The following is a 13,715-nucleotide window of genomic DNA, read 5'->3' on the forward strand; positions in this document are numbered from 1 at the left end:
CAGTTTACGTGACGCGCGTCACCGGTATTCGCGGAGCAGCGGGCACTCGAACGGGTTCCGCTTGGACAGTCCGACCTGGTTGAGGTACCGAACGACGATGCCGTAGGACTTCAGCAACGTGGTTTCGGTGTAAGTGACGCCGTGCTTGGCGCAGTGCTCGCGCACGAGCGGACGCACCTTGCGCAGGTTGGGTCGCGGCATGCTCGGGAACAGATGATGCTCGATCTGATAGTTCAAGCCGCCCATCATGAAGTCGATCACGACGCCGCCCTCGACATTTCGTGACATCAGAACCTGGCGACGCAAGAAGTCGACCTTGGCGTTCTCCGGGACGATCGGCATGCCCTTGTGGTTGGGGGCGAACGATCCGCCGAGCAGAACACCGAACACGGCGAAGTGGACGAGGATGAACCCGACGGCGAAACCGGGGGACATGAAGAGGAAGGGCACCACGAAACCGAGCGTGAGGCGGACGGCGATCAGCGTCAGTTCCGTCTTGCGGCGCTTGATCTTCCTGTCGCCCAGAAGCGTCTGCACGCTGGCGACGTTGAGCGCCGCACCTTCGAGAGTGAGCAACGGGAAGAACAGCCACCCTTGGCGGCGGGTGAACGCCTCGGCGAATCCGGTCCGCTTGTGCGCGTAGGCCGGTACGAACGCGAGGAGGCCGTCACCGATGTCGGGGTCGACGCCGATCTGGTTGGGCGCCTTGTGGTGACGGTTGTGTTTGCCCTGCCACCAGTACAGCGACAGACCTGCGAATGCGCCGGCAATGATGCGCGCGGTCCACTCGTTCCATTTGGCGGAGTCGAACATCTGCCGGTGGGCTCCGTCGTGTCCGAGAAAGCCGAACTGGGTGCTGACCACGGCGAGAACCGCGGCCAACGCCAGCTGCCACCACGAGTCGCCCAGGAACGCCGACGCAACCCATACGCCGAAAAACGCTGCGACAGTGGCGATTATGCGTGACCAGTAATAGCCGTGTCGTCGACCGAGAAGTCCTGACTCCCGCACCTGGACGGAGAGCTCGGTGTAGGTGCTGACGTAGCGAGCAGCGGGTCGCTCGACGAGCGGACCTGTCGATGCAGCAGTCATGAATCCTCGTCGCTGTGGCGGCCCCGAGCGCCCCGGACGCGGATCGCGTCGACGGTTGAGCACCCACGAGAACGAAATCTCCGGACTCGGAGCCGTGCATTCCCGTTGACCTGCCCAAGTGTGGCACAGGCGACCCCGCACGTCGACAGCTCCGAATCGGGGCGGTTCACCCTGTCCGTCGCTGCACGTTGCTAGTGTCGAAGCAATCAGGCGACCGTCGACGAGAGTGTGTGCGGCGACAGACGAACACTCGAGCCCAGTGGTGTCCGATGTCGGTTTCGCCGCGAACGGAGCGCCGCAGAAACATGAGCACCCATCAATTGCTCGCTCAGAAGGTCGCCCGCTACCTCGAACGTCGGCTGTCCAAGCACGACATCACCAGCCCGGTCGGCGGCGACGTCACCGCGCAAGGGCAACTGCGCGAGAACGAGTACGCGCAGCTCGAGACGGACTGGGAGAGCGCTCTCGCCATCGCCGCCATCCCGTCGAAGCCCGGTCCCACCGCTGCCGACACGACCAAGCTGGACGAGCTGTCCAAGCGATACGGGATCAGCTGACACGCCCCGTCCGTGCACGCCATCTCGAATCGATGGCGTAGGGTGGAAGTTGTCGGATGATCTTCAGGCATCGAGCCGAAGCGTCACCTGCACGTTGGAGTCCCAACGCACGCCGACACACCCACACTGACATGTACGTCGATGTCCCTTATCGAAGGGGTTTCCATGGAACCCAACCCGTTGTTTCTCGCACCCAGCGATCCTGATTCCGAAATCGCCGAGGCCGCTGCCAATTCGCCGGTGACCGACACGGCCACTCGCCCCGCCCCGTCCTACACCGGGCTGTTCTCCGAAGCGCCGTAAGGCATTCCGCGGGCCTCGTGCCGGATGGTTCGCTCCATCCGTTCCGTGGCCTTCCGAAGCTCGCGCCGTCGTAGTGCGGCTTCGAAGCGTTGCCGTGCAACGTCTCCCACCGGAGTGAGCGGTGGAACCGCGATGGCCTTGCCGTCGGAATTCACCGCCACCATCGTGAAGTAGCAACTGTTGGTGTGCCGGGTGACGCCGTCGCGAATGTTCTCCGTCTGCACGTGAATGCCGACCTCCATCGAGGTCTTGCCGGTGTAGTTGACCGACGCGGAGAACGTCACCAACTCACCCACGTGGATGGCCTCCCGGAACACGACCCGATCCACCGAGAGTGTGACGACGTACGCCTGCGCGTATCTGCTCGCACACGCGTACGCGACTTGGTCGAGAAGTTTGAGAATCGTTCCGCCGTGGACATTCCCGGAAAAATTGGCCATGTCCGGTGTCATCAGCACCGTCATGGAGGTCGTGTGCTTCGAATCCGACATGTTTTTTCCTTCTCGACTCGGAACAGAGCGTGTCCCTCTCGACTCGAGACACAAGGTATCGGTGTCCGGCCTCACCCGCACCCGGTGTGCATTAATTGCTCCGCGGTTGCACAGTTGGAGGCATGACAGAGACCTCCGTGACCACATCGGTGGTCAGGCGCATCAGCGACGGTCGTGAGCAGGAGTTCGTGGCCTGGACCGACGCCGGCATCTCCATCGTGCGCACGTTTCCGGGCTTCCTCGGTGGCGGTTGGCTCCGGTCCTCGTCGGATCCGTCCGAGTACTACGTGCTCTACCGCTTCCGCGACAACGCGACGCTGGACGACTGGCTCGCATCCCCGCTGCGGAAAGCGTGGGTTGCCCGCGGCGAGGGAGTGGCCGACGACCATGCGACGCATCGCCTGACCGGCATCGAAGGGTGGTTCGAACCGCAGTCGAATCTGACCAACGCCGTGCGCGTCGTGGGGGCGCCGCCGCCGCGCTGGAAACAGGGAATCACCATCTGGATCGCGTTCTTCCCGCTCAGTCTGGTGCTCAATGTGCTTGTGGCGCCGCATGTTCTGAACGTCGTTCTGCGGACCCTGCTACTCACACTGATCAACACGCCGTTGATGGTCTACGTGCTGTTGCCGTTCATCACGGCCCGGCTGAAGCCGTGGCTCTCGCGCTGATCTGTGCCGGACTGTCCGCAGGGCATGATTGACTCCCCCAATGGACTTCCTGGTCGACTCTGTCGACTTGAACGAACCGCCGCCTTGGTCACGCTCTAGGCTGCGTGCGTTGGGCAAAGCGCTCGTTACCGCTACCGAACCACCCGGTGGGTGCCCAACCTATACCGACGTTATGTTGTGGCACAACGAGTTAGTCGCAAATGTGGCGGCAATTGTTTACTTGGGGGAGTGGTCGTCCTTCGATCACGATCGCATGGATGTGACATCCAGACCGAAAACACTGGACACACTGTTGCAGAAGCTTCGGCGACTAGTCCGCACCTAACGCTCGACGCCGTGCAAGACCTCGCGGGCGTGCGAGTAGATGCGGACTTCAGTCTGACTCAGCAGCTCGCGATGGCCAACGAACTGGCAACGCACTTCGGCGGGCAAGGAACGCAGGTCAAGGATTTGCGAGATAATCCGCATAGCGGATACCGAGCAGTCCACGTTTGGCTCCGCCTACCTGCCGGAAGGGTTGAGATCCAGGTGAGGACACTTGGCCAGAGTGCTTGGGCAAACATGTACGAGGCAGCAGGGGACAAGTTCGGCCGAGGGATCCGGTACGGAGAAGCCCACCCGGAGCCTGCTGTTCAAAGTCTGGTGCTAAGCCTCCATGAGGCAGCTCAGCAACTCGCAAGCGCAGAACAGTTTCGTCAGCGCCTCGAAGATCGAGCGACCGAAGTCGCTTTGCTTGCGCAGCACGCAGGTCCTGATCAACAAGCAGCGCTAGAGGTGTTCCGTCGTGAAAATGAGGAAAGGCTCGCTGAGCTTCGCGTCCTCGATAAACGATTCAGGGATGTACTTCTCGATACGAAACGTATGATCGAGGATATGGAGTTGGACGACTGATGGCAGGCTACGTGATTCAGTTCAATAGGCTGACCAGGGAGCGGCGGGTTCGTGAGTTCACTGGTGCGACCGGTCCCCGCGAAGCGATGGCCTACCGCTTGGAGCTTGAATCCCAGCGGACGGATGAGAACGTCGAGATCGCTGCGCTCACGAGCCGGTCGCTCGGGACTCTCGAGCGCACTCATTCGCGGTACTTCACAGGCAGAGAGCTCACCACAATTTGATGACGGTCAGCGGGCGACTCCCTAACGTGCCGCGTTCTTGATGAACTCTTCCACTCCCGATTCGGGAGCCACGCCCGCGAAGTAGCCGCCGCGCACGTGGCGTCTCGTCGCGTGGTCGTCCGTGGCGCGGGCAGCGGAATGCCACAGGTACGCGTCGTGCAGGATCACGTCGCCGCGCTCGACGTAGACGGCCACCTCGCCCCGCACCTTCTCGAAGCCGAGGGGCATCGGAAACGGGGGTGGGGTGGTCGAGCGTCCGCCGGTGGCGCGCGCCGTTGCCGGGACCTCGACGTTGTTGATGTTGCGGTAGGGCGCGGGCGTCGCCCACAGATGGCTGCCGGGTACCACGCGAAGAAACCCGTTGGCGGGCGAGGTTCCGTCGATGTGGAAGGTGAACGCCGTCGACGGCCAGATGTCCAGGCTCGGGCTGGCCTGCCAGTCCGAGTGCCAGCCGATGCGCGTGTAGCCGGACTCCTTGCCGGGCCGCGCATCCTGGTAGACGACGCCGAACTGCTCGCTGTCGCGCAGCCACGCCGTCTCTCCCAACAGGCGACGAACGGCGTCGACCAGAATCGGGTGGGTGACCGCCTCGTGGACGGCGGGGGAGAGTTCGTTGACGAACTCGACGTAGTTGGCGAATTTCTCCGCCTTCGCCGCCTCGTCGAGGAAGACCGTCGATCCGTAGCGTTGGTCGAGTTCGCCTGCCACGACGGCATTTTGGGCTGCGACGCATTCCGCTTCCATCCGGTCGACGTCGGCGGCGCTCTGCATTCCGCGCAGCACGGCGTACCCGTGCATCGAGTAGAACCAGGCGAGACCGTCGATGTCGTCGGCCGAGAACACACCGGGTTCGCTGAGGGTCGTCATGGACGCTCAATTTAATGTCATCGGCGCCGATCGGCACGTCGGGCGTGGGTGTCGGGCGTCAGTACTGTGTGGCACGTGCACATCACCGCGAAAGCCGACACGGCAGTGCGAGCTCTCGTGGAAATTGCGGCGCGGGGCGGCGGCGCGGTCAAGTCCGATGCTCTGGCGGCAGCCGTCGGTGAGTCGTCGAAGACGCTCGAGGTCGTGCTGGCGGATCTTCGTCGCGCCGGCCTCGTCTCGGCACGTCGCGGACCGGACGGCGGGTACTGGCTGGCGCGCGACGCGTCGGACATCTCGGTTGCCGACGTCATTCGGGTGGTCGACGGTCCCTTGGCGTCCGTCCGGGGCCGTCGGCCCGAAGAACTGACGTACGACGGTCACGCGGCGCCCCTGCAGGACGTATGGATTGCGGTGCGGACCAACATTCGCGCGGTTCTCGAACAGGTGACCGTCGCCGACGTCGCTGCCGGTGTCGTTGCCCCCTTCGTTCGGGAGCTGACCGAGCAGCCGGGTGCGTGGCTACGGCGGTCGTGACCAAGACCACAACTTTGCACTCACACGCAACTTTGCGTGGTTCTGCATAAATCCGTACCGTTGTTGTGGTGAGCCCCAACCCGAGCCTTCGTGACCGCAAGAAGGCCGCCACCCGCGCGGCACTCAGCGCTGCGGCCATCAAACTGGGTCGTGCGCTGGGTTTCGAGGTCGTGACGGCCGAGGCCATCGCGGCGGAGGCGGGTGTGTCCACACGCACCTTCCACAACTACTTCTCCAGCAAGGAGGAGGCGGCGCTGCACTATCTCGAAGAGGGCGCCTACGAATGGGTCCAGCTGCTGCGTCAGCGGCCGGCCACCGAACCGTTCTGGGAATCGTTGCGGCACATCGTGCTCGGGATCATCGACGACCCCGAACGCGACATCCACGAGACGATCGAGGTGGCGAAGATGGTCGAATCGACGCCCAACCTCCTGGCCCGGAAGCTCGAGCTCGACAGCACGCTGAGTCAGGCGTTCACCGACGCCATCGCCGAGCGGATCGGGATGGATGCCCGCGCCGATCTGTATCCCCGCATGCTGCAGTCGATCATCGGTGCGGCCGTCAGCGCGGCGCTGATGTTGTGGGAAAGCGGCCAATCGCACGCATCGTCCGCACGTGAACTGGTCGAACAGTCGCTCGCCCAGCTCGAACAGGGTTTCGTCCACCCGGTTCCACTGAACAAGAACCAAGGCTGAGAAGAACCAAGCCCAAGAAGAACCACGCCAGAAACAACCACGTCACCGAGGAGTCCACCGTGGCCACCTATCTCTACCGAGTCGGCAAGTTCGCCTACCGGCGAAAAGCCGTCGTGCTCGTTGTCTGGCTCGCACTTCTGATCCTTGCCGGGGTCGGGGCGGCCACACTGTCCGGCCCCACGTCCAACGCGTTCTCCATTCCGGGAACGCCCGCCCAACAGGCACTGGACCTGCAGTCGGAGCGTTTTCCGGCGGCAGCGGAAGATCCGCTGACGGCCGCCACGGCGCAGTACGTCTTCCAGGCTCCGGCCGGCACCACGCTGGACACGCCGGCCAACAAGGAGGCGATCGACAAGGTCATCGCCGACATTCGCGGCATCGGCGCGGTGGAGGATTCGGCCAAGGTCGATCCGGCGGCAGGGCCCGTGCCGGAAGGCGCGAAGCCCATGCTCGATCCGGTGGCCGGGAACCAGTCGATCGTCGACACCTACGCCAAGTCCGGGGTGGCCCCCGACGTCGCCGCAGCCAACGCTGCCGCCGTCTCGCCGCTCTCGCCGGACAAGACCATCGGCACGCTCGAGGTGCCGCTCTCGGGCACCGTCTCCGACGTCACCGCCGACACCCGTGCGCAGCTCGATCAAGCGGCGCAGCCGGCGCGTGACGCCGGGCTGACCGTGGAGATCGGCGGCAGTGCCATGCAGGAGAACACACCTCCCGGTGGCACCGCAGAGCTCATCGGCCTCGGTGTGGCCGCCGTCGTGCTGGTCGTCATGTTCGGGTCGCTGGTCGCCGCCGGTCTGCCTCTGATCACGGCCATCGTCGGTGTGGGTATCACCAGTCTCACCATCACGACGGCTACCGGTTTCGCCCAATTGACCCAGTTCACACCGATTCTCGCGTTGATGATCGGTCTGGCGGTGGCCATCGACTACTCGCTGTTCATCGTCGCTCGATTCCGCAACGAGCTGTCCAACACCGGTGACCGCGAAGAGGCGGCGGGCCGAGCGGTCGGAACCGCCGGTAGCGCAGTCGTTTTCGCCGGTACGACCGTGTTGATCGCCCTCGTCGCGCTGCGCGTCGTCGGCATTCCCTTCCTCTCGCAGATGGGTCTGGCCGCCGGATTCGGCGTCCTGGTGGCGGTCCTCGTCGCACTGACTCTTCTCCCCGCCGTATTGGGGCTGTTCGGCCGAAAGGCGTTCGCGGGCAAGGTCCGCTCCGTTCCGGACCCCGAGCACAGCGAGAACCCGACCAACGGTCTGCGCTGGGTCCGCCTCGTGGTCAAGCGCCCCGCACTGTTCCTCGTCGCCGGTGTGGTGATTCTCGGTGTCATCGCAGGCCCCATGACCGGTCTGCGACTGGCTCTTCCCTCCATCGCCACGTCCGATCCCGGAACGTCCGTGCGTCAGGCATACGACCTTGTCGACAAGGGCTTCGGTCCCGGACGCAACGGTCCGCTCCTCGTCGTCGTCGATGCGGCCGACGTGCCGGAGGCCGACCGCGCCGCGGCGTTCTCCCGAGTGGTGGAGCTGGCGGCGTCCAACCCCGACGTCGCCAATGCGCAGCAGGCCGGTGTCAACCAAGCCGGCGACACGGCCCTGGTCTCGGTCACCCCGAAGAGTTCGCCGAACAGCGACGCCACACGCGATCTCGTGAGCTCCCTGCGCGACGCGGAGCCGGGTCTGCAGTCGCAGTTGGGCGTCAAGTATGGCGTCACCGGTCAGACGGCGCTCGAACTCGATGTCTCGCAACAGCTTCAGGATGCGTTGATTCCGTACCTTGCAGTGGTGGTCGGCCTTGCGTTCCTGCTCCTGATGGTGGTGTTCAGGTCGATCCTCGTGCCGTTGACGGCCACGGTCGGCTTCCTGCTGAGCGTCCTCGCGACGTTCGGTGCGACGGTCTTCATCTTCCAGGAGGGCGGACTCGGCCTCATCTCCAACCCGCAGCCCATCGTCAGCTTCATGCCGATCTTCCTGATCGGTGTGGTGTTCGGACTCGCGATGGACTACCAGGTGTTCCTGGTCTCCCGCATGCGCGAGGCCTACGTCCACGGTGCGGACGCTCAGGAAGCGATCGTGACGGGCTTCAAGTTCGGGGCCCGAGTCGTGGCCGCTGCAGCCGTCATCATGATCTCGGTCTTCGCCGCGTTCATGCTCGAACCCGACGCGTTCATCAAGTCGATCGGCTTCGCTCTGGCGGCGGCCGTGTTCTTCGACGCCTTCGTGGTGCGCATGGTGCTGATCCCGGCCGTGATGTCTGTGCTCGGCGACAAGGCCTGGTACCTGCCGAAGTGGCTGGACAAGATTCTGCCGAACGTCGACATCGAAGGGGAGAAGCTGCAGAAGGTGCTCCACGCGGACGAAGCCGACAAAGACGTGGTCGAAGCCCGGTGACGTCCGCCGTGGTGGAAAGCGGGTTCGTGCGCAGGGCGACCGGGAAGGTCGTAGCCCGGTCGCCATTTTTCAGCGGTAATGTCGTCACGTCATGCTGATCTCGCTGCTGCGCACCTACCTCGCGCCATACCGCCGCCCCTTGGTGGCGGTGGTGGTGCTCCAGCTTTTCGCCACGGTGGCGTCGCTGTATCTGCCGAGCCTGAACGCCGACATCATCGACAACGGCATCACACGGGGCGACACGAACTACATCCTCTCGACCGGTGCCGTCATGCTGGCGGTGTCCTTCGTGCAGATCATGTGTTCCATCGGCGGCGTCTACTTCGGTGCCAAGGCGTCGATGGCGGCCGGACGCGACATGCGCGGAGCGTTGCTCGACCGCGTGGGTACGTACTCGGCGCGTGAGGTCGGCAGGTTCGGTGCGCCGTCGCTGATCACTCGCAACACCAACGACGTTCAGCAGGTTCAGATGCTGATCGTGATGGGCTGCACCATCCTGGTCATGGCGCCCATCATGTGCGTCGGCGGTGTGTTCATGGCGCTGCGTGAAGACCTCGGACTCTCGTGGGTCCTTGCCATCGCGGTGCCCGCGCTGGCCATCTCCATGGGTCTGATCATCGTGCGGATGATTCCCGGCTTCAAGCAGATGCAGACGCGCATCGACACCGTCAACCGTGTTCTGCGCGAACAGATCACGGGTATCCGCGTGGTGCGCGCCTTCGTGCGCGAGCCGTACGAGATCGCCCGATTCGACGACGCGAACTCCGAACTAACCGCCACCGCGTTGCGCGTCGGCCGGTTGCAGGTGTTGCTCTTCCCCGTGGTCATGCTCATCAGCAACCTCACCTCGGTGGCCGTCATCTGGTTCGGTGGGCACGCAATCGACCAGGGACGCATGGAGATCGGGTCGTTGACCGCGCTGCTGAGCTACATCATGCAGATTCTGATGGCCGTGATGATGGCGTCGTTCATCGCGATGATGGCGCCGCGCGCGTCGGTCTGTGCCGAGCGCATTCAGGCCGTCCTCGACACCGAGTCGTCGGTTGTCCCGCCCGCAAAGCCGGCCTCGTTCCTCACCTCCCCGTCCACCGTCGAGTTCGACGGAGCCGGATTCTCCTACCCCGGTGCAGAATTTCCGGTGCTGTGCGACGTCTCGTTCACCACGCGAGCAGGAACCACCACGGCGATCATCGGCAGCACGGGCTCGGGCAAGACCACACTGGTGAACCTTCTTCCGCGACTGATCGATACGACGGCAGGCGCGGTGCGTGTGGGCGGCGTCGACGTCCGCGAGCTCGGTCTGCAGGATCTGCGCGCCGAGATCGGTCTCGTGCCGCAGCGGCCCTACCTCTTCTCGGGCACCATCGCGTCGAACCTGCGCTACGGCAAGGACGACGCCACCGAGGACGAGATGTGGGAGGCCCTCGAGATCGCGCAGGCCGCCGACTTCGTGCGGGCCATGCCGGACGGTCTCGACACGGCCGTCACGCAGGGCGGTACGACGGTCTCCGGCGGGCAGCGCCAGCGCCTGGCCATCGCACGCGCGGTGATCCGTCGCCCCAGCGTCTACCTCTTCGACGACGCGTTCTCCGCGCTCGACCTGACCACCGACGCCAACCTGCGTCGGGCGTTGCGCCCCATCACCCGCGACTCGTCCGTGATCGTGGTCGCGCAGCGTGTGTCGACGATCCGTGACGCCGAACAGATCGTGGTGCTCGACGACGGCCGGATGGTCGGCGTCGGGACGCACGAGGAGTTGGTGGCGTCGTGCCCCACCTACGCGGAGATCGTCGACTCCCAGGCCGCAACGGCGAGCGTCTCGTGACGCGGCCAGGCGGGCCGATGGCGGCCGCACCCGGAGCGCCCGGCACCAAGGCGATGACCTTCGGGCCGTCCGTCAAGCGACTGCTCGCGCGATTGCGGCCGCAGCGCGCCATGATCTCGGTCGTGCTGATCCTGGCGTCGGCCAGCGTCGTGCTGACTGTGTTGGCTCCCAAGATTCTCGGCGACGCGACGAACCTGATCTTCGACGGCATCGTCGGACGGCAACTGCCGCCCGGTGTGTCCAAGGACGACACGGTGCAGAATCTGCGCGACGCCGGTCAGGGCACCTTCGCCGATCTGGTGTCCGGGATGAACGTGACCCCCGGCGCGGGAATCGACTTCGACGCCGTCGGCCGCGTGTTGATGATCGTCCTGGCGCTCTATCTCGCGTCGTCGCTGCTCGGTTGGGTGCAGGGGTACCTCCTCAACGTCGCGCTCCAGAAGACCATCAAGAAGCTGCGCACCGACGTCGAAAGCAAGATCCATCGACTCCCCTTGAGCTACTTCGACTCTCACAAGCGGGGCGACGTTCTCAGCCGGGTCACCAACGACATCGACAACGTGTCGCAGAGCCTGCAGCAGACGCTCAGTCAGCTGGTCACGTCGGTTCTGACCGTCGTGGGCATCCTGGCGATGATGCTCTACATCTCACCGTTGCTGGCTTTCGTTGCGGTGCTGACGGTTCCGGTGTCGGTGATCGTGACTGCGCGGATCGCGAAGCACTCACAGCCGCACTTCGTGGCGCAGTGGAAGCAGACCGGTTCGCTCAACGCTCAGGTCGAAGAGGCATACACCGGGCACGAGCTGGTCAAGGCCTACGGCCGTCAGGAAGAGACCGAGCGCGTCTTCCACGAGAGCAACGAGGGGCTCTACCAGGCAAGCTATCGGGCGCAGTTCATCTCCGGAATCGTCATGCCCGCCATCATGTTTCTGGGCAACATCAACTACGTCATCATCGCGGTCGTCGGCGGGTTGCGAGTGGCCTCGGGCACGCTGAGCCTCGGTGAGGTGCAGGCGTTCATCCAGTACTCGCGCCAGTTCACGCAGCCGCTCACGCAGATCGGGTCGATGGTGAACCTGCTGCAATCGGGCGTCGCGTCGGCGGAGCGCATCTTCGAGATCCTCGACGCCGAGGAAGAATCGAAGGACCCGGTGCCGTGCGAGACCCCCGAGAGCCGAAGCGGACGAGTCGAATTCGATCACGTGTCGTTCCGCTACGAGGCGGACCGCCCACTGGTGGAAGACCTGTCGTTCGTGGCCGAGCCCGGACAGATGGTGGCGATCGTCGGGCCCACCGGCGCAGGCAAGACCACGCTGGTGAACCTGATCATGCGGTTCTACGACATCGATTCCGGGCGCATCACCCTGGACGGCGTCGACACGCGGAGGATGACCCGCGACGACCTGCGGGCCCGAACCGGCATGGTGCTCCAGGACACCTGGCTGTTCGGCGGCACGATTCGCGAGAACATCGCCTACGGCGATCCCACTGCCTCCGAGGACAAGATCATGGAGGCAGCGCAGGTCAGTTACGTCGACCGGTTCGTGCACTCGCTGCCGTTGGGCTACGACACGGTGATCGACGGTGAGGGCGGAAACGTCAGTGCCGGTGAGAAGCAGCTGATCACCATCGCGCGGGCGTTCCTCGCCAACCCGTCGATCCTCATCCTCGACGAAGCGACGTCGTCGGTCGACACCCGCACCGAGCTGCTCGTGCAGAAGGCCACCGCTGCATTGCGCAGCGACCGTACGAGTTTCGTCATCGCGCATCGTCTGTCGACGATCCGCGATGCGGATCTGATCCTGGTGATGGAGAACGGATCCATCGTCGAGCAGGGCACGCACGAGCAGTTGATCGATGCGCGCGGTGCGTACTACCGCCTCAGTGCGTCCGGCCTCGAGGCCGCGTCCGATTCGATGAGCCGGTGACATTGCCCTACTTCGACATCGGAACGCGGATAGACGGGCAGGCCGGAGGCCGGTCGACATCGAACGGTGAGCTCGGTCGAACCGGGGTGATCCATACCCCCCACGGCGACATCCGCACCCCCGCGTTCATCGCGGTCGGCACCAAGGCCACGGTCAAAGCTGTTCTGCCCGAGACAATGAAGGACCTCGGGGCGCAGGCGGTCCTCGCGAACGCGTACCACCTGTATCTGCAGCCCGGTTCGGACACCGTCGACGAGGCCGGCGGTCTCGGGAAGTTCATGAACTGGGACGGTCCGACGTTCACCGACAGCGGCGGCTTCCAGGTCATGTCGCTCGGTGTCGGTTTCAAGAAGGTCATCTCGATGGACAGCACGCGAGTGCAGTCCGACGACGTGATAGCCGAGGGCAAGGAACGCCTCGCGCGCGTCGACGACGACGGGGTGACCTTCAAGTCGCACCTCGACGGCTCTCGCCACCGCTTCACCCCCGAGGTGTCGATGCAGATCCAGCATCAGCTCGGCGCCGACATCATGTTCGCGTTCGACGAGCTCACCACCCTGATGAATACCCGCGGCTACCAGGAACTCTCGGTGGACCGCACCCAGGCGTGGGCCGTCCGGTGCGTCGATGAGCACGAGCGTCTCACGGCCGAACGGGTCGGCAAGCCGTACCAGTCATTGTTCGGCGTGGTGCAGGGCGCGCAATACGAAGACCTTCGACGCAAAGCCGCACGCGGCCTGGCGGCGTTGGACTTCGACGGATTCGGCATCGGCGGAGCGCTGGAGAAGCAGAACCTCGGCACCATCGTGCGGTGGGTGAACGAGGAACTGCCCGAACACAAGCCGCGTCACATGCTCGGGATCAGCGAGCCCGACGACTTCTTCGTCGCCATCGAGAACGGCGCCGACACCTTCGATTGCGTCAACCCGTCACGCGTCGCGCGGAATGCGGCGATCTACACCCGCGACGGACGCTTCAACATCAACACAGCACGCTTTCGTCGCGACTTCACCCCCATCGACGATCAATGCGACTGCTACACCTGCGCCCATTACACCCGCGCCTACATGCACCATTTGTTCAAGGCGAAGGAAATGCTCGCCTCGACCCTCGCCACCATTCACAACGAACGGTTCACGGTGAAGTTGGTCGACGACATTCGTGCGTCGATCGAGGCCGGGCGGTTTCAGGAGTTCAAGGCAGAGGTGCTGGGGCGGTTCTACTCGGCGCGGTAGCCCCCTGTTTTC

13 protein-coding genes are annotated in these 13,715 nt (G+C 64.4%); 10 read left to right on the forward strand and 3 right to left on the reverse strand.

Annotated features, from left to right (window positions below; translation table 11 throughout):
• Window positions 1–18 precede the first annotated feature (18 nt).
• A complete protein-coding gene (locus AC59JP_RS11970) occupies window positions 19–1,092 on the reverse strand; it encodes a fatty acid desaturase family protein (protein ID WP_497325992.1) in 1,074 nt (357 codons plus the stop codon).
• Between the two features lie 305 nt (window positions 1,093–1,397).
• Here AC59JP_RS11970 and AC59JP_RS11975 point away from each other — a divergent pair, with 305 nt between their 5' ends.
• A complete protein-coding gene (locus AC59JP_RS11975) occupies window positions 1,398–1,649 on the forward strand; it encodes a hypothetical protein (protein ID WP_497325993.1) in 252 nt (83 codons plus the stop codon).
• A 272-nt stretch (window positions 1,650–1,921) separates the two neighbouring features.
• Here the strand turns inward: AC59JP_RS11975 and AC59JP_RS11980 are convergent, their stop codons facing one another.
• On the reverse strand, window positions 1,922–2,443 hold the full coding sequence (locus AC59JP_RS11980) for an acyl-CoA thioesterase (RefSeq protein WP_497325994.1): 522 nt from the start codon (window positions 2,441–2,443) through the stop codon (window positions 1,922–1,924).
• Window positions 2,444–2,565: 122 nt separating this feature from the next.
• On the opposite strand from AC59JP_RS11980, the gene AC59JP_RS11985 reads away from it, so the two are divergent.
• From AC59JP_RS11985 to AC59JP_RS11995, 3 genes are all read left to right on the forward strand, one after another.
• The gene (locus tag AC59JP_RS11985; protein ID WP_497325995.1) at window positions 2,566–3,114 is read left to right on the forward strand and encodes an antibiotic biosynthesis monooxygenase; all 549 of its coding nucleotides are present in this window, start codon (window positions 2,566–2,568) and stop codon (window positions 3,112–3,114) included.
• Window positions 3,115–3,450: 336 nt separating this feature from the next.
• Window positions 3,451–4,005 (forward strand): RelA/SpoT-related domain-containing protein, encoded by a 555-nt coding sequence (locus tag AC59JP_RS11990; RefSeq protein ID WP_497325996.1) that lies wholly within the window; start codon window positions 3,451–3,453, stop codon window positions 4,003–4,005.
• Entirely contained in the window at window positions 4,005–4,229 is a 225-nt protein-coding gene (locus tag AC59JP_RS11995; RefSeq protein ID WP_497325997.1) for a hypothetical protein, read from the forward strand. Before AC59JP_RS11990 ends, AC59JP_RS11995 begins: the two co-directional genes overlap by 1 nt.
• Window positions 4,230–4,250: 21 nt before the next feature.
• On the opposite strand, the gene AC59JP_RS12000 is transcribed toward AC59JP_RS11995, so the two are convergent.
• Window positions 4,251–5,096 (reverse strand): phytanoyl-CoA dioxygenase family protein, encoded by an 846-nt coding sequence (locus AC59JP_RS12000; RefSeq protein ID WP_497325998.1) that lies wholly within the window; start codon window positions 5,094–5,096, stop codon window positions 4,251–4,253.
• Between the two features lie 75 nt (window positions 5,097–5,171).
• Between AC59JP_RS12000 and AC59JP_RS12005 the strand changes: the two genes are divergently transcribed.
• The 6 genes from AC59JP_RS12005 to tgt all read left to right on the forward strand — a co-directional run bounded on the left by AC59JP_RS12005 (window position 5,172) and on the right by tgt (window position 13,703).
• On the forward strand, window positions 5,172–5,630 hold the full coding sequence (locus AC59JP_RS12005; RefSeq protein ID WP_497325999.1) for an RrF2 family transcriptional regulator: 459 nt from the start codon (window positions 5,172–5,174) through the stop codon (window positions 5,628–5,630).
• Between the two features lie 68 nt (window positions 5,631–5,698).
• The gene (locus AC59JP_RS12010; RefSeq protein ID WP_497326000.1) at window positions 5,699–6,325 is read left to right on the forward strand and encodes a TetR/AcrR family transcriptional regulator; all 627 of its coding nucleotides are present in this window, start codon (window positions 5,699–5,701) and stop codon (window positions 6,323–6,325) included.
• A gap of 59 nt (window positions 6,326–6,384) precedes the next feature.
• A complete protein-coding gene (locus AC59JP_RS12015) occupies window positions 6,385–8,715 on the forward strand; it encodes an MMPL family transporter (protein ID WP_497326001.1) in 2,331 nt (776 codons plus the stop codon).
• 91 nt (window positions 8,716–8,806) lie between these two features.
• On the forward strand, window positions 8,807–10,540 hold the full coding sequence (locus AC59JP_RS12020; protein WP_497326002.1) for an ABC transporter ATP-binding protein: 1,734 nt from the start codon (window positions 8,807–8,809) through the stop codon (window positions 10,538–10,540).
• Window positions 10,541–10,557: 17 nt separating this feature from the next.
• Complete coding sequence (locus AC59JP_RS12025) at window positions 10,558–12,468, forward strand: ABC transporter ATP-binding protein (RefSeq protein WP_497326487.1); 1,911 nt, start codon at window positions 10,558–10,560, stop codon at window positions 12,466–12,468.
• Window positions 12,465–13,703 (forward strand): tRNA guanosine(34) transglycosylase Tgt, encoded by a 1,239-nt coding sequence (tgt, locus tag AC59JP_RS12030; protein ID WP_497326003.1) that lies wholly within the window; start codon window positions 12,465–12,467, stop codon window positions 13,701–13,703. The genes AC59JP_RS12025 and tgt overlap by 4 nt, the downstream gene beginning before the upstream one ends.
• The last annotated feature ends 12 nt before the right edge of the window (window positions 13,704–13,715 follow it).

The sequence above is a fragment of the Rhodococcus sp. 320_ES genome (assembly GCF_059691855.1).